This is a genomic window from Haloarcula sp. H-hyl2 (genome assembly GCF_056934385.1).
The window spans coordinates 157116-172989 of sequence record NZ_JBRIIJ010000002.1; the positions used below are offsets into that span (position 1 = coordinate 157116).

General features: G+C 66.9%; 16 protein-coding genes. 7 read left to right on the top strand and 9 right to left on the bottom strand.

The window, feature by feature from the left end:
- Complete coding sequence (locus Hhyl2_RS10515) at window positions 1–1287, bottom strand: O-acetylhomoserine aminocarboxypropyltransferase/cysteine synthase family protein (RefSeq protein WP_483550732.1); 1287 nt, start codon at window positions 1285–1287, stop codon at window positions 1–3.
- Window positions 1288–1426: 139 nt separating this feature from the next.
- Here Hhyl2_RS10515 and Hhyl2_RS10520 point away from each other — a divergent pair, with 139 nt between their 5' ends.
- The 3 genes from Hhyl2_RS10520 to Hhyl2_RS10530 are packed head-to-tail and all read left to right on the top strand — an operon-like array spanning window position 1427 to window position 3718.
- Complete coding sequence (locus tag Hhyl2_RS10520; protein ID WP_483550733.1) at window positions 1427–1699, top strand: DUF7967 family protein; 273 nt, start codon at window positions 1427–1429, stop codon at window positions 1697–1699.
- Between the two features lie 55 nt (window positions 1700–1754).
- Window positions 1755–2678 carry an ABC transporter ATP-binding protein gene (locus tag Hhyl2_RS10525; RefSeq protein WP_483550734.1) on the top strand — a complete coding sequence of 308 codons (924 nt, stop codon included), beginning with the start codon at window positions 1755–1757 and terminating at the stop codon, window positions 2676–2678.
- Entirely contained in the window at window positions 2675–3718 is a 1044-nt protein-coding gene (locus Hhyl2_RS10530; protein WP_483550735.1) for an ABC transporter permease subunit, read from the top strand. The genes Hhyl2_RS10525 and Hhyl2_RS10530 overlap by 4 nt, the downstream gene beginning before the upstream one ends.
- On the opposite strand, the gene ligA is transcribed toward Hhyl2_RS10530, so the two are convergent.
- Window positions 3715–5808, bottom strand: coding sequence for an NAD-dependent DNA ligase LigA (ligA, locus tag Hhyl2_RS10535; RefSeq protein WP_483550736.1), 2094 nt, complete (start codon window positions 5806–5808; stop codon window positions 3715–3717). The genes Hhyl2_RS10530 and ligA overlap by 4 nt on opposite strands.
- A gap of 131 nt (window positions 5809–5939) precedes the next feature.
- Window positions 5940–6515 carry a riboflavin synthase gene (locus tag Hhyl2_RS10540; protein WP_483550737.1) on the bottom strand — a complete coding sequence of 192 codons (576 nt, stop codon included), beginning with the start codon at window positions 6513–6515 and terminating at the stop codon, window positions 5940–5942.
- Window positions 6516–6684: 169 nt separating this feature from the next.
- Between Hhyl2_RS10540 and Hhyl2_RS10545 the strand changes: the two genes are divergently transcribed.
- Complete coding sequence (locus Hhyl2_RS10545; RefSeq protein ID WP_483550738.1) at window positions 6685–7134, top strand: hypothetical protein; 450 nt, start codon at window positions 6685–6687, stop codon at window positions 7132–7134.
- Window positions 7135–7164: 30 nt separating this feature from the next.
- On the opposite strand, the gene Hhyl2_RS10550 is transcribed toward Hhyl2_RS10545, so the two are convergent.
- Together Hhyl2_RS10550 and Hhyl2_RS10555 are read right to left on the bottom strand one after the other, a co-directional pair.
- Entirely contained in the window at window positions 7165–8283 is a 1119-nt protein-coding gene (locus Hhyl2_RS10550) for a pyridoxal-phosphate-dependent aminotransferase family protein (RefSeq protein ID WP_483550739.1), read from the bottom strand.
- 53 nt (window positions 8284–8336) lie between these two features.
- Complete coding sequence (locus Hhyl2_RS10555) at window positions 8337–8828, bottom strand: zinc ribbon domain-containing protein (RefSeq protein ID WP_483550740.1); 492 nt, start codon at window positions 8826–8828, stop codon at window positions 8337–8339.
- A 114-nt stretch (window positions 8829–8942) separates the two neighbouring features.
- On the opposite strand from Hhyl2_RS10555, the gene Hhyl2_RS10560 reads away from it, so the two are divergent.
- Together Hhyl2_RS10560 and Hhyl2_RS10565 are read left to right on the top strand one after the other, a co-directional pair.
- Window positions 8943–9563: a hypothetical protein gene (locus Hhyl2_RS10560; RefSeq protein ID WP_483550741.1), complete on the top strand. Its 621-nt coding sequence runs from the start codon at window positions 8943–8945 to the stop codon at window positions 9561–9563.
- Window positions 9564–9596: 33 nt separating this feature from the next.
- On the top strand, window positions 9597–11333 hold the full coding sequence (locus Hhyl2_RS10565) for an excinuclease ABC subunit C (protein WP_483550742.1): 1737 nt from the start codon (window positions 9597–9599) through the stop codon (window positions 11331–11333).
- A gap of 1002 nt (window positions 11334–12335) precedes the next feature.
- Here the strand turns inward: Hhyl2_RS10565 and Hhyl2_RS10570 are convergent.
- Window positions 12336–12656 (bottom strand): hypothetical protein, encoded by a 321-nt coding sequence (locus tag Hhyl2_RS10570; RefSeq protein ID WP_483550743.1) that lies wholly within the window; start codon window positions 12654–12656, stop codon window positions 12336–12338.
- Between the two features lie 113 nt (window positions 12657–12769).
- Here Hhyl2_RS10570 and Hhyl2_RS10575 point away from each other — a divergent pair, with 113 nt between their 5' ends.
- The gene (locus Hhyl2_RS10575) at window positions 12770–13747 is read left to right on the top strand and encodes a M48 family metallopeptidase (protein WP_483550744.1); all 978 of its coding nucleotides are present in this window, start codon (window positions 12770–12772) and stop codon (window positions 13745–13747) included.
- Window positions 13748–13817: 70 nt separating this feature from the next.
- Here the strand turns inward: Hhyl2_RS10575 and Hhyl2_RS10580 are convergent, their stop codons facing one another.
- Genes Hhyl2_RS10580 through Hhyl2_RS10590 form a run of 3 tightly spaced genes read right to left on the bottom strand, consistent with a single transcriptional unit; the run spans window position 13818 to window position 15850 of the window.
- Window positions 13818–14435 (bottom strand): hypothetical protein, encoded by a 618-nt coding sequence (locus Hhyl2_RS10580; protein WP_483550745.1) that lies wholly within the window; start codon window positions 14433–14435, stop codon window positions 13818–13820.
- Window positions 14362–14742 carry a hypothetical protein gene (locus Hhyl2_RS10585; RefSeq protein ID WP_483550746.1) on the bottom strand — a complete coding sequence of 127 codons (381 nt, stop codon included), beginning with the start codon at window positions 14740–14742 and terminating at the stop codon, window positions 14362–14364. The genes Hhyl2_RS10580 and Hhyl2_RS10585 overlap by 74 nt, the downstream gene beginning before the upstream one ends.
- 49 nt (window positions 14743–14791) lie before the next feature.
- A complete protein-coding gene (locus Hhyl2_RS10590; RefSeq protein WP_483550747.1) occupies window positions 14792–15850 on the bottom strand; it encodes a GNAT family N-acetyltransferase in 1059 nt (352 codons plus the stop codon).
- Between the last annotated feature and the right edge of the window lie 24 nt (window positions 15851–15874).

Consider the following 15874-nt stretch of genomic DNA (forward strand, 5'->3'; position numbering starts at 1 on the left):
TCAGCGCACCTCCGCGATGGCGCTGTCGATGTCGGCGACGACGTCGGCGGGGTCCTCGATGCCGACGCTCATCCGTACGAGGTCCGGGCGGACGCCGCTCTCGCGCTGTTCCGCCTCCGAGAGCTGTGCGTGGGTGGTCGAAGCAGGGTGGATGACCAGCGTCTTCGCGTCGCCGATGTTGGCCAGGAACTTCGCGAGGTCGGTCCGTTCGCAGAACTGCCGACCGGCGTCGTAGCCCCCGTCGAGGCCGAACGTGACGACGCCGCCGAAGCCCCCCGAGAGGTACTCGGTCGCCAGGTCGTGGGTCTCGTGGGATTCGAGGCCGGGGTAGGTGACCCAGGAGACCTCGGGGTGGTCCTGGAGGTGTTCGGCGACCGTCAGCGCGTTCTCGCAGTGGCGCTCCATCCGTAGCGCCAGCGTCTCGGTGCCCTGCAGGGTCGCCCAGGCGTCGAAGGGTTTCTGGCCGTCACCGAGCGAGCGGAGTCCTCGCTGGCGGGCCGCCATCGCGAACGCTCTGTCGCCGAACCGCTCGGCGAAGGTCACGTCGAACGCGGGGTTCTGTGCGCCCATCTCCGGGAACTTCTCGGGGTAGTCCCCCCAGGGGAACGAGCCGCCGTCGACCAGCACCCCGCCGACGGTCGACCCGGAGCCGTGGATCCACTTCGTCGTCGACTCCCAGACGATGTCGGCACCGTGGTCCAGCGGGTTACACAGCGCCGGCGTCCCGAAGGTGTTGTCGACGAACAGCGGGACGCCGTGGTCGTGGGCCACGTCGGCGATCTCCTCGAAGGGCGGGACGATCAGCGAGGGGTTGCCGATGGTCTCGACGTGGACGTAGGCCGTGTCGTCGTCGATAGCCGCGGCGTAGGCGTCGGGGTCGAGCGTGTCGACGAAGCGGGCCTCGATCCCCCGCCGGCTGGCGGTGCTCGTGAGATAGCTGTGGGTACCGCCGTAGATAGACGAGGAGGAGACGACGTTGTCGCCGGCCGAGGCCAGCACCAGAGTCCCGGCGTCGAGTGCGGCCATCCCCGACCCGGTAGCCACGGCGTCGACGCCGTGCTCCAGGGAGGCCAGGCGGTGTTCGAGCATCCGGACCGTCGGGTTGTCGAACCGCGAGTAGACGTTGCCGTCGTCTTCGAGGGCGTACCGGTCGGCAGCCGTCTCGGCGTCCTCGAAGACGTACGAGGAGGTCTGGTAGATAGGGGGAGCACAGGCGCCCGTCGCCGGGTCCGGCTCCGCCTGCCCGGCGTGGACACAGCGTGTCCCGAACGCGTACTGATCGGTCATGTGCAGTATGCATATATCTCTACGCATCTATAACCACGAGTTACGGCAATACTCTCCCCGTGTGGTGCGGTAACGGGAAACAATCTCTGGTCGGATCGTCTCCGAGGATACAAGCGGCCCCGAACACAACCCCGTAGCAATGACAGCGGCCGAGACGGTCCGGTGCTGGCTGGTCGAGCGGTCCAGTTACGGCGACGAGCGGATGGTCACGCTCGTCTACGCGACGACCGACGGCGACCGGTACCTCCAGAAGCAGTTCTCGACGAACCTACTGATGAAAAAGCGGGTGACAGCGGCCATCGACGTCGAACCCGACCGGCTGGAGTCCGTCGACGACGCGGACACACGCGACCGGTACGCCACCGAAGCCGCGCGGATGGCCGACCAGTACGACCCCGACGAGGAGGTCTGACCTCCTCGCTCGTCATACGAAAGACTATACCGGAGGCCGGCACAAGCCGGCCACAATGACAGCGATAGAACTGGATGGACTCACGAAGGAGTTCGGTGACGTCACCGCACTCTCGGGGGTCGACCTCTCCGTCGAGGAGGGGGAGATCTTCGGCTTCCTGGGGCCCAACGGGGCCGGGAAGTCGACGACCATCAACATCCTGCTCGACTTCATCCGGGCGACCGAGGGGTCCGCGGGGGTCCTGGGCCACGACGTCCACACCGAGTCCAAGGCGATCAAACAGAAGACCGGGGTCCTGCCGGAGGGCTACGACGTCTACGACCGGCTGACCGCCTGGCAACACCTCGAGTTCGTCATGGACGCCAAGGACGTCGAGGACGACCCCGAAGAACTCATCGAACGGGTCGGTCTCGACGAGGAGGAGGCCAGCCGCCGGGTTGGCGGCTACTCCAAGGGGATGCAACAGCGTCTCGTGCTCGCGATGGCGCTGGTCGGCGAACCCGAACTGCTCATCCTCGACGAACCGACCAGCGGGCTGGACCCCAACGGTGCTCGCCTGATGCGCGAGATCATCCGCGAGGAGAACGAGCGTGGTGCGACGGTCTTCTTCTCCAGTCACATCCTCGGCCAGGTCGAGGCCGTCTGTGACACGGTGGGGATCCTCCAGGACGGCGAACTGATCGCCAAGGACACGGTCGAGGGCCTCCGCTCGGCCGCGGCCGGCGACACTGTCCTGCGCGTGACCCTGGCCGACGGCAGCGAGGCCAGCGACCTGATCGGCGACATCGAGAGCATCGAGAAGGTCGCCAGCGTCACTGCCAGCGGCGACACCCTCTCGGTGACCTGCGAGGGCGACGTGAAGATGGCCGTCCTCAACGCTGTCGAGGACGCCGGCCACGAGGTGGCGAACTTCGACACCGAGGAATCCTCGCTGGACGACGTCTTCGCGGCCTACACCGAACAGGAGGTAGAAGCATGAGTGCCGAGAGCGGCCCCTGGACGAGCCTACTGAACGACCTCGAGGACTCGAAGTGGACCGACTGGTACCCGGTCGCGAAGAAGGACTTCCAGGACTCGCTGCGCTCGCTTCGCTTTCTCATCCTCTCTGCGGTGTTCATCACCATCTTCGTGCTACCGCTCGCGGTCCAGCAGTTCACGGACCTGAACCTCATCTCCCAGCGAGTGACGGACCTCAGCGACGTCGGGATGGAACTCATCATCAACATCTACTACCTCAACATCGTCACGTTCTTCGTGCCGATCATCGCCATCCTGGCGAGCTACGGCGCCATCTCCAAGGAGAAGGAGTCCGGCTCCCTGAAGATCCTCCTGTCGCTGCCGTTCTCCCGGAAGGACGCGGTCGCGGGGAAGGTAATCGGCCGGAGTGCGGTCGTCGCCGTCCCGCTGTCGATCGCCTTCACGCTCGCAGCCGTCTTTCTGGCGCTTTCGCCGATCACGTTCGATCTTGACATCTTCCTCGTCTTCGTGGTCTACTCGCTGCTGTTTACCGTCTGGTTCGTCGCCGTCGCGGTCAGCGTCTCCGGGGCCGTCCCCTCGACCACCTGGTCGGCGATCACGAACACGTTCATCTTCATCTATCTCACCTTCGCCTGGAACTCGCTGGCCAACGGCGTCGGCTCACAGCTCGCTGACTGGGGGCTTCTGGGCGGATCGACGCGGTGGAGTATCGTCCTGCTCCTGAAACTGCTCAACCCGAGCCAGGCCTACAAGACCCTCGTCAACTCGATGTTGGGCGATGGGAATTCGGCACTCGCAGCACGGTTCGGGATGTTCTCCAGGGGGCAGGGCCAGGAAACGCTCACGACGGTCTGTTCGGGTGCGCTCCGCGGGAACGCGAGTACCGTGCAGGGGCTCCTCGGGAACCAGACAGTGTGTAACGAGAGTGGTAACGCGTTGCCGCTGTACTTCTCTGATGCCGCGGTCTTTGGCTACTTCTTCCTCGGTATCGCCGTCGCCGCCGCGATCAGCTACCTCACGTTCAACCTCTACGACCTCTAGAGGCCCCGTTCGTCCAGCAGGGCCTCGAAGGCCGCTTCGTCCAGTTCTTCGACGTCGTTGTCGGCGGCTGCCTCGCGTTTTCGCTGGCCCGGGTTCGACCCGACGACGAGGTAATCGGTGTTCCCCGAGACGCTACTGGTCGCGGACCCACCGTGGCGTTCGACGAGTTCCTGTGCGTCACTGCGGGTGTAGCCGTCCAGCGAGCCCGTGAACACGAACGTGAGTCCGTCGAGTTCGTCCCCACCGGTGTCTGCGGCGTCCTGCGGGTCGACGTGGTCGAGGAGTCGGTCGAGCACGTCCCGGTTGCCCTCGCCGCGGAAGAACTCGACGATGGAGTCGGCGACGACCGGCCCGACGTCGGGGACCGCCTCGAAGGCCTCACGGTCGCCGGCGTCGGCCGCCTCGCGGATCGCGTCGAAGCTCCCGAACTCCGTTGCGAGATTCCGCGCCGTGACGCCGCCGACCTCCGGGATACCGAGCGCGACCAGGAAGTTCGCCAGCGGCGGCTCGCTGGTCCGGTCGACCTCGTCGACGAGGTTCCGCGCGCTCGTCTCGCCCCACCCCTCCAGGTCGGCCAGGTCGTCGGCAGAGAGCTCGTAGAGGTCTGCGGGGTCCGAGACGAGGCCAGCGTCGAGCAGCTGTGCGACCGCTTTCTCGCCGAGCCCCTCGATGTCCAGCGCGTCCCGGCTGGCGTAGTGTTCGACCGCGCGCTCGCGCTGGGCGGGACAGGAGAGTCCACCGGTGCAGAACGCCATCGGGCCGTCCCGCTCGACAACGCTGTCACAGGCCGGGCAGGTCTCCGGGAACGCGAAGTGGCCCTCGCCGTCGGACTCGACGACCTCGACGACCTCCGGGATGACGTCGCCGGCGCGCTTGATCCGGACACGGTCGCCGACGCCGACGCCCAGTTCCGCAACGAGCGAGGGGTTGTGCAGCGAGGCCCGCGAGACGGTCACGCCGCCGACCTCGACGGGGTCCAGCAGCGCGACGGGGGTGAGCCGTCCGGTGCGGCCGACCTGGACGACGACGTCACGGACGGTCGTCTCCTCCTTGCGAGCGGGGAACTTGTAGGCGAATGCCCACCGGGGCGCACGGGCGGTCGTTCCGAGCGTGTCACAGGCCGCAATGTCGTCGACCTTGAGCACGACGCCGTCGATCTCGTAGTCGAGGTCGTCGCGGGCCGCCAGCTGGTCGTCGCGGTAGTCGATGGCCGCCTCGATGTCGTCGACGACGCGGGTTCGGTCACAGACCCGAAGCCCCCATTCGGGGAACCGCTCGTGGCGGGTGCTGTGGCGCTCGAAGTCGACGGACGCATCGAGGACGCCAAAAAAGAATATCGAGAGCGGTCGCTCGGCGGTGACGCTCGGATCGAGCTGTCTGAGGGTGCCGGCGGCGGCGTTGCGCGGGTTCGCGAAGGGGTCCGCGCCGGCCTCGACGCGCTCGCGGTTGAACGCCGTGAACGCCTCGCGGGGGATGTACACCTCGCCCCGCACCGCCAGGTAGTCGGGGTAGTCGCCCCGGAGGCGCTGGGGCACGCTGGCGATGGTCCTGACGTTCTCGGTGACGTCCTCGCCGACTTCGCCGTCGCCCCGCGTGGCCGCCCGCTGGTACTGGCCGTCCTCGTAGACGATCTCGACCGAGAGCCCGTCGAACTTGGGTTCACAGAAGTACTGCAGGTCGCCCTCGTAGCCGGCGTCCGCGAGGCGATCCCGGACCCGGCGGTCGAACTCGCGGACCTCGTCGGCCTCGCCGCTCTGGTCGATCGAGCGCATCGGTGCGACGTGTTCGACCTCGCCGAGTTCGTCCAGCGGCGCACCGCCGACCCGCTGGGTCGGACTGTCCGTGGTATCGAGATCGAACGCGCCTTCGAGGTCCTGCAACCGGGCGAACAGTGCGTCGTAGGCCCGGTCGCCGATCAGCGGGTCGGCCTCGACGTAGTAGCGGTGGTCGTGATACCGGATGGCCTCGCGCAACTGCTCGGCCTGCTCGCGTGCGGTGTCCTCGTCTACCTCCGCGACCGGGTCGAACTCGGTCGGCGGGTCCTCGACGTACGGGTTCTCCGCCAGGTCGTCCTCGGAGACGGCTGCCATTTGTGTGGGCTCCGGGGGCCGGCTACTAATACTGCGGGCTATCCCTTCGTGACGGATGTTGCCACCCTGGGGCGGTAACCATCGTCACGTGCGTATAGCCGGTAGTATACGCCGCTACGCCCGCGGCCGCGTTACGCCTCGACGGCTGGCCCGCGCGCGTACTTCGCCAGCACGTCGTACTCGACGTTGACGGTGTCGCCGGGTGCGGATGCCGAGAGCGTCGTCACCTCGCGGGTCGCCGGGATCGTCGCCACAGAGAACGTCTCGCCGTCGAGATCGCTGACGGTGAGACTCACCCCGTCGATGGCGACCGCACCCTTCTCGACGACGTAGGGCGTCGCGGGCCGCTCGAAGACGTACTCGTGGGTGTCGCCGTCCTCGTTGATCGCCACCAGCCGCGTCGTCGTGTCGACGGTCCCCTTGACGACGTGGCCGTCGAAGCGGCCGTCGGCGGCCAGCGGACGTTCGAGGTTGACGCTGTCGCCGGGCCGACGTTCGCCCAGGGCCGTCCGGGCGACGGTCTCGGCCGAGCAGTCGGCGACGAGACTGTCGGCGTCGTGCTCCGTCACCGTGAGACAGACGCCGTCGACGGCGACGCTGTCGCCGACTGCCCGCTCGAACGGCGCGTCGACGGCGAGAGTCAGTCCGTCCTCGGTGCGGTCGATACTGCGGATCGTGCCCGTGGTTTCGACGATACCAGTATACACGACTCGGCGGTCGCCGGGCTGGCTGATAAATACTTCCAAAATCGTTAGTCGTAACAATTTCGTTACGATGTCGCGAGGGCTGTCGTAGCCGCCGGTCGGGAGCGCGTCGCGGCTGTCGGACGACGTGTATATAAGAAGACACTTATCGACTGCTCGGGAACCGACCGACGTGCTCTCGAAACGGACCGCGAAACGCCTCGCCCTCGGGGGGATCGGCCTGGGGGTGGCCAACCTGGCGCTGGTTGTCTATCAGATGTGGGCTTACGAACAGCCCGACAACGGCGGAACGAGCCTTGCTGGCCTCTTTTTCTTCTTCGCACTCGTGATCGCGGCGGCGACGATCGTCGAGGCAGTCGTCGGGTGGGTACTGCTCCGGCGGCGTCCCCCCTCGCCCTGGGTCCACCGGCTGACGATCAGTGGCCTCGCGGGCGCAGTCTGTGCTGGCCTCGCACAGGGTGGCTGGAACCTGCTGACCGTACTCGATCTGGACGTCCTCGACCCCGTTGCCGCCGTCGCCCTACTGGGTCTGGTCGTCGGCGCGGTCGGAATCGGACTCGGCTCGGTCGTCGAAATCGGACGGAGCGTCCAGCGGACACTCGCCGCCGACCCGGCGGAGTGACCGGTTCACCGACACGGCCGACGAGTCGGCCTACAGATCCGCGACGTCCTCGATGGCGTCCGTGAGTTCTTTGATGCTCTCGACGGTGTGTTCGCCCATGTGGCCGATGCGGAACGACTCCTCGCTGAGGTCGCCGTAGCCACTGGAGAAGACCATGTCGTACTCCTCGGAGACCTGTTCGACCGTCGCAGCGACGTCGATCCCCTGCGTGTTCTCGACGCAGGTCACGGTCTGGGACTCGTAGCCCTCCTCCGGGAACAGGCCGAAGTGCTCGCGGGCCCATTCGCGGGTGTACTCGGCCATCTCCTGATGGCGCTGGTCGCGGGCGTCGTGACCCTCGTCGAGCATGTGTTTCATCTGCTTGCGGTAGGCGAGCATGATCGGGATGGCCGGCGTCGAGTGGGTCTGACCCTTCCGATCGTAGTAGTCCAGACAGCGCTGGAAGCCGCCGTACCAGGACGCCGAATCCTTGTCGAGTTCCCGCTCGTAGGCGGCGTCGCTGACGGTACAGACCGCCAGGCCCGGCGGCATCGCGAAGGCCTTCTGGGTCGAGGTGAAGATACAGTCGATGTTGTGGGCCTCGATATCGATCTGGTCGCCGCCGAGACAGGAGATGGCGTCGACGACGAAGTAGGTGTCCGGATAGTCGCCCAGCAGGTCACCGATCTCCTCGACAGGGTTGCGCACGCCCGTGGAGGTCTCGTTCATGACGACGCCGACGGCGTCGTAGCCCCCGTCTTTCGCTTCGAGCGCGTCACGGATGTCCGCGGGCTTGACCGCCTGCCCCCAGTCGTACTCGATCCGGTCGACGTTCTTTCCGAGGCGGTCGGCGACGTTGGCCTGGCGCTCGCTGAACGCGCCGGAGGTCGCCACGAGCATGTCGTCCTCGACGAGGTTCAGCGTCGTCGCTTCCCAGAACTCGGTGCCGGAGGCCGTGAGGACGATGACCTCGTTGTCGGTACCCAGGAACTCCTTGGTGTCCTCGACGATAGTCGTATAGAGGTCGGTCATCCGGTCCATCCGGTGGCCGAACATCGGTTGGGCCATCGCCTCGACGACGTCCTCGCGGACCTCGGTCGGGCCGGGCAGATACAGTGTCTTCTCGGGGTAATCGTCCGTGTACTCCTGTTTCTCTCGCTGTGTAACCATCTGTTGGACGGCACTTCGCAACCGGGTGGCATGGTAGTTTTGATACCGGCGCGTCACGCCAGCAGCGAGCTCTCGATCCGCCGCGCGAGGAGGATCGCGAGGCCGGCGTAGACGATGGGCCCGAACAGCGCGGTGATCGGCGGGACCGCGTACAGGAGCGCAGAGAGCAGCCACAGGAGGAAGGGAGCGAGCGCGAGCAGTTGGGCGCCCCGAGAGAGTGCGTCGGCGGCGGTCGGTCGCTGGGCAGCCAGGTAGCCGACGGCGAAGACCGCGGCGAGATAGAAGAGCGTCAGGTTCGGCGGCGAGACGATGGGGAGCGTCAGCAGCGCGACGACCCCCAGCGCGACACCGACGGCGCCAGGTCCGTACTCGCTGTCGTTGAACTGGACGACGATAGCGTTGCCGTCCCCGCGTGCCAGTGCGTCCGTGAGTTCGCCACTGCCCGCCTCTCTCGGTTCGTCGAAGTCCTGCCCGCAGTGCATGCACCACGAAGCCGTGGCGCTGACCTTCTCGTTGCAGTGGGGGCAGCGGGGATCCGTTCGCATCGTCCGAACAGACGGGCGGTAGCGTGTTAGCCGTTGCGGGTGTCAGCTGAACAGTACGTCCCATAGCCTGGCGCCAGCCGAGGGTTGAAATCGGATGCCCGCCATACGGTGTGTATGCGCTGGGTCGACCGCGCCGAGGACCTCCTGTTCGACGGCGAGACAATCGAGGCGGAGGTCACCGTCGGCGACGGCGGCGTCGTGGTCACGAGCCACCGCGCGCTGGCGTTCACGCCGGACCGCGAGGGGTCGAACTACCACGCCGTCGACCGCCCCAACGTCGAGGGCGTCGACCTGACGACCAGCGGCCGCTGGGAGTTCCTCGAACAGGGCATCAAGGCGCTGGTCGCCGGCCTGTTCCTCGTGATCGCGGGCCAGATGATCAGTCTCGACAGCATGGTCGGCGACATCTCGCTGACCGGCGGCGCCGCGACCGGCCAGCTCGGTCTCGGGGGGATGATGGGCCTGCTCCAGACGATGCTGACGCTGCTCGCCCAGCTAGACGACCTCATGCGTCTGTTCGGCGGGCTCGCGCTGGCCTTTGCCGCCGTCGTGCTGGGTGTCTACGCCTGGACGCGCGAGCGGTTGCTCGTGCTCTCGATCGCTGGCGAGGACGACATCGAGTTGACGGCGCCGGACGACGAGGACGTCCTCGAAGAGCTTCGGGCCGCCCTCTACCCCGGCGACGCACCCCCGGACCCGAACTGGGACGTCCCCGCGGACGATTCGCTGGCGTGACGTTCAACTCCGTCGGGTGCCAACTGGCACGCGATGGACGCTGTCGCGGTCCGTGAACGCGCTGGTGACCTCCCCGACGAGCCCGGCGTCTACCAGTTCGAGGACGACACCGGTCGGGTCCTCTACGTCGGCAAGGCCGTCGACCTGCGCGATCGGGTGCGCTCGTACGCCGACCCGCGCAGCGACCGCATCGCGGCGATGGTCGACCGGGCGACCGTCATCGACTTCGCGGTGACCGACACCGAGACACAGGCGCTCCTGCTGGAGTCGAACCTCATCAAGCGCCACCGGCCGCCGTACAACGTCCGGCTGAAAGACGACAAGTCCTACCCGCTAGTCCAGCTGACCGACCACGCCGTCCCACGGATCGAGGTGACCCGCGACCCCGACGAGGGGGCGACCGTCTACGGCCCGTTCACCGACAAGGGCCGGGTCGAGACGGTCGTGAAGGCCCTGCGGGAGACCTACGGGCTGCGTGGCTGTTCGGACCACAAGTACCGCACCCGCGACCGCCCCTGTCTCGACTACGAGATGGGCATCTGTACGGCCCCCTGTACCGGCGAGATAGCGACGGCCGACTACGCCGTCGACGTCGAGAGCGTCGAGCGGTTCTTCGAGGGCGAGACCGGCATCCTCACCGACCCGATCCGGCGGGAGATGGAGGCAGCAGCACAGGAACAGGCCTTCGAACGGGCGGCCAACCTTCGGGACAAACTGGACGCCGTCGAGGCGTTCCTCGGCGAGAGCGACACGGCTGTCAGCGACGCCGGTGGCCAGACGACGACCGACGTCCTCGGTGCTGCCCTCGAAGGAGAGAACGCGATCGTCGCACGACTCCACGCCGAGAGCGGCAAACTCGTCGAACGCGAGCGCCACACGCTGTCGGCCCCGGACGGCGAGGGCACCGAGGCAGTCTACCGGGCGTTCGTCCCCCAGTACTACGCCGAACGGGAGCTCCCCGACACGATCCTCTGTGCGGAGGACCCCGGCGACCCGGAGATCGAGGCGTGGCTGGCCGAGGAGGGCGTCGACCTGCGGGTCCCCGGTGCCGGGCGGGAGGCAACGCTCGTGGACCTCGCGCTCAAGAACGCCCGCCAGCGTGGTGGGGTCGACGACGAACTCGGTGCGCTCGCCGACGCACTGGGCATCGACCGACCCGAGCGTATCGAGGGGTTCGACGTGAGCCACGCTCAGGGCCGCGCAGTGGTCGGGTCGGACGTCACCTTCGTGGGAACGAATCCGGAGAAGTCCGACTATCGGCGGAAGAAACTCACCGAGCGCAACGACGACTACGCGAACATGCGAGCGCTGGTCCGCTGGCGGGCCGAGCGGGCGGTCGAGGGCCGTGACGACCGCCCCGACCCCGACCTGTTGCTCATCGACGGCGGCGACGGCCAGCTCGGGGCCGCCCGTGACGCGCTCGCCGAGGTGGGCTGGGACGTCCCCGCCATCGCGCTGGCCAAAGACGAGGAACTCGTCGTCACGCCCGACGGCGTCCACGACTGGCCCGACGACGCGCCACACCTCCACCTCCTCCAGCGCGTCCGCGACGAGGCCCACCGGTTCGCCGTCCAGTACCACCAGACTGTCCGTGACGAGGTATCGACGGCCCTGGACGACGTGCCGGGCGTCGGCCCCGAGACGCGCAAACGGCTGTTGCGCCGCTTCGGCAGCGTCGACGGGGTCAGGACCGCATCCACGGCCGAACTGCGGTCCGTCGACGGCGTCGGGGAGCAGACTGCAGAGACGCTGCAGACGCACCTCGGCTGATTCGATATAGCAGATAGGAATATATCACCAGTGTGGCCCCGAATACGAAATCCGCCCGCAGAGGCTCGTTCGCGTTCCACAGGCAACGATCGACCGGGCCAAGCTCGATCAGCAGTCGCGGCTGCTCCGGGGGAGGCCACTCCCGGGAGAGTACAGAGCAGTCGTCTGGCATCTGCTGCGATGATTCGGTCGAGTCCGCCCGTGAGTGTCGCTCTCGCCGTCCGATGCTCGGTGCAATCCGAGACGCCGCCGATCGGCAGCCGTGAGGACCGTCGTGCGGTGCGCTGCTCCAGCGACGAACTAGTTGTCCTGTTGACCAGTCATGATACGATCCCGGCAGGAGACGCTGCGGTATCGGAGCGACTGGTACGTGATGCGTCGGCATGTCCCGACCACGGTACAGACGGATACCGCCCATATCGAGACATAGAACGTCTCTTGTCACAGTTTTCGCTAACAGCATTCCAGCAGCGGCGTCTGACGCTGTAAACGTCTCGGCGCGATATGGAATCCGTCTGTGACCTCTATTGAAGAGCGAACTGCAGGGTAGGCCCAGCAGTTCGGTGCTGTCCCGAACGCGGGATGCGAGGTCTGGGCAGTCATGGCGGTTGGGTCGGAACCCTGGCAACAGTCGGTCCTCACAGTGGTCCCTGTCGCGGTGTGTCGGGCTGTGGGAAAGCGAGCGCTCCCCTGTGTCTGCCCGTCGGCCTTGCTAATTGTCACCGTTCACCGATATCCAGCGAACCGCCGGAGCACTCGCCGCCGAGCCACCAGATTCCGACGCCAGACCGTTCGAGAGTCGATCTGCAGCGGAGCGACGACGAGACAGGATAAATCAGTATCCGCGATATAGAATACGATCGGGTTACGTGATCTCTCCCTGGACCAGCCCCGTCGGTAACCGAACCCATCGCGAATCCGCACAGACACACCACGTAGCCGGCGCCGATACCCGTGACAGACCGGTCGTGCAGCGTCGAAGACGGGCCAGCCAGCGGGCACTCACCGTTGCCAGGCCGCTTTGTGCGGGAGCAACACTGCAGCCAGGACGGCTGGCACCAGGAGCGCGAGGACGACGAGCAGTTCCGGTTGCGCCGCCAGCGCCGGGATCAAGACCAGTATCGAACTGTCGCCAGCAACGATTCCCTCGACGGTATCCGGGGTGTTGTACCAGATGATCCCGGCCGCGAAGGCGACGTACGCGACCACCATCGTCACAGTTCGTGAGACGAGCCACAGCAGTTTGCTCCAGAGCGGTCGCGCCTGCCAGGCCCGGTACCGACGCGGGATGGCCCGCCAGTCGATGCGTTGTCCGTCGTTCATGGCAGTCGTAGGTCGTCCGAGAGCTTAATGTCACCTACCCAACCAACATCGGCCAGCGGTCCGAAGAACCGCTCCACCGAAGCGGTTTCGGCAGTCCAGTCCGAACCACGGTCATGGACGCTGGTCGCCGGGTCCTGTTGTTCGTCGTCGGCCTCTCGTCGCTCGTCGTCTACGGGCTGGCAGCGTGGGTCGGGTACGAACTGCTCGTCGTGCTGTGGGCACAGCGACCCTCGCCGACCGTCGTCGCGGCCACGGTGGTCGGCACCGCACTGGTCTTCGGCCTGGTGAGCTACTGGGCCGGCACGACACAGCTCAAGCGGTCGCTCGACGCAGTCGAACTCCCGCCGTCGCGGGCACCGGGCGTCTACCAGCGACTGGACCGACTGACGTCGGTGATGGATCTCCGGCGGCCGACGCTGCTCGTGGCTCGGCTCCCGGTGCCGAACGCGTTCGCTGTCGGTGGGAACGGCGCCGCTATCGTCGTCGACCGGCGGCTCTTCGGATACCTCTCGGGCGAGGAGATGGAGGCCCTGCTGGCCCACGAACTGGCCCACCTGGAGAACCGCGACGCGCTCGTCCAGACGCTGGGATACAGCCTTACGCGGAGTCTCGTCGGCCTGGTCAGCCTCGTGTTGTTCCCCGTGGTGATCCTGACCGGGGGCGTCGCGCGGGCGCTGGCGCTCATCCGCGGGCGACCCGAGACGTGGCAACAGACCATCCTCGGCCGGACACAGCGGTACGCGCTCTACGTCGTCGGCCTGTTGGGGATCGTGGTGACGCTGCTGGTCCTGGCCTATTCCCGCCACCGGGAGTGGGCGGCCGACGACCGGGCTGTCGAGGTGACGGGTAATCCGCTGGCGCTGGCTCGCGCCTTGCGAAAGATCGAGCGGGCCTCGAAACCGGACCTGGGGCCGCTGACGCCGCTGTACGTCCACGGCGACGACGAGCATCCCCTGTCGCATCTGCTGTCGACGCATCCACCGATGGAGGACCGTATCGACCGACTGCGCGAACGTGCACGGCGCCAGCAGTCGGGCCCCCGATGGACGAGCCAGCCCCCCTCACGGTACAGGCGGTATCGTAACAATTGAAACGATGTACACACCGATCGCACGACTGTCGTGCGATCGGTGTGCACTGATTTTCAATGGCTACGATAGACTACTCGTGGAGCAGGTCCGCGAGCGTCTCCCGGAGGTCGGCACTGCCGGGGCTCTGCGGGACCTGTCCGAGCAGATCCGCACGGAACCGGTCGAGCACGTCCGACAGCGAGAGCGTGTCGAGTTGGCGGCCGTACTTCAGCGCGAGTCGGGGCGAGATGTCGAACAGTAAGTCCCGCTTGCCGATGACCGAGTGCGTGATCGACAGCGCCTCCACGGCGGCGCTCACGAACTGCCGGCTGTCGGGGGCCTCCGGGACCGTCGCGAGCAGGAACGTCTCCAGTTTGGCCTCCCGTTCGTGGATAGCCGGCGGTTCAGCGAGGAAGGTCGTCCCGTCGGGCTGTTCGGGAAGCATCCCCTGGCGTGGTGCGTACGAGAGCACGGCACCGGTGTACGGCGTCGTGGCCTCGGGTAGCGGCGACGTGATGCGCTTCGACGGTTGCGTGTCGGTGAAGACGACGATCGTGTCGGCGGCCCGGCCGACAACCGGATCACGGCCCTCCGGAACCTGCCAGGGTGGTTGCCGGAACCCGCGTCCGAGGGCTTCACGGAGGGTTCCGGGCACCGGCCCATTCTCGCTCCCGAGTTCCATGTGGACGACGACCGGACCCCTCCGCACTCGCGTCGAGCACCGACCAGAGTGTCTCGACGGCGTCGCGGGCGCGGACGGAGAGTTGATAGCACGGACAGTCCCGTTCGTCTGCGAGCAGTCGCGCGAGCATCCCGCCGCGCCACCCTGTCAGGTCGGCCACGTAGAGCCAGGGGAGGACGGTGATCGGGCCCACAGCAGCGTCACCCACGTGGTCGACGCTGTCGGGGACCATGTCGAGGTATCCCTCGACGGTGGCGCGTTCGGCCGCGAAGTAGTCGCTTGCGGCCACCGGCGGGGTCGTCTCGACACGGCAGTGTGGCGGGACCGGACTCATGCTGACCGCGTTAGGCCTCGCGTGTGAAAACGGTGGCGAGTGGGTGTCCTCAGGGACCGACCAGGCGAGAGAGCGGCCGTCGGACCCGATCGACGATCCGCTCCCCGCCGAGCAGATAGAGGAGCCGGCCGACCCGAGAGCCGATGCGCTCCCAGCGGATGGTCGCGACCGGCTGCCCGCCGAAGGCGGTCTTGAACGCGTACGTCCCGTCGTCGATGTCCGGGTTAGTGTCACCGTAGTTGCAGGTGGTAAATCCCTGGTCGATTCCCCACTGGATGGCGCCGCGGTAGAGGACTTCCGAGGGGAAATACCGGAACATCTCGGAATCGTACGCCGGAAACAGGAGGTAGAGGCAGTCACGTTCGTGGCCCAGCACGGCGAGCAGTTCACCGGCCGACTCGCCGTCGACGCGAGCCGAGAACAGTTTGATACGGTCACCGACGGTCGACAGGAGCGCCTGCAGGAACGACAGCGAGGTTCCCTCGCCGTCGATACGCTCCATGTGGGTCTCGTGTTTACGGGCGAACGCGCGGAGATTGTCGTCGGTGACCGGTACCTCGGTTGCTGTGACACCCATCTCGTCGGCCTTGCGCAGGTTCCGGCGTTTCTTCTGGTCGAGGTCGGCCGCGATGTCCGCCCACTCCCGGTCGATGTCGAGTTCGAACTGGCAGTCCCGGACGGAAGGGACGTACCCCCGCTCCTGCAGTCGGTTCGCGTATCGGAGCGAGCGGGAGGAAGCGGGTTTGAGTAGATGTCCGATGGTCCGACCGTGGGTGGCCCGGGCCGCTTGCTCGGCAATCGCGTCGAAGACTGCTGCCTCGTCGGTGGCGACGAGTGCACCGTTCGATCCGGGCATCGCCGGCCCGAGAAAGCGGAAGGGTGTTCCCGGCAGCGACCGGACGAACGCGGGATGGACCCCGACGAGCGTGCCGTTCTTGCGGACCTGGACGTGATAGCCGGTGGCGTCGGTCGCCCGCTCGTAGGCCAGCAACCACTCGTAGCGCTCGAAGACGCTCCCTGTGCGAGACTGCTGGGCGACGATGGCGTTCCACTCGCCCTGCTTCACCTCGGTGATGGAGTCGTGTACCGAGGTCGTCAGATCGGTCATCGCCTGGCCGTTCGCCCCGGGCGC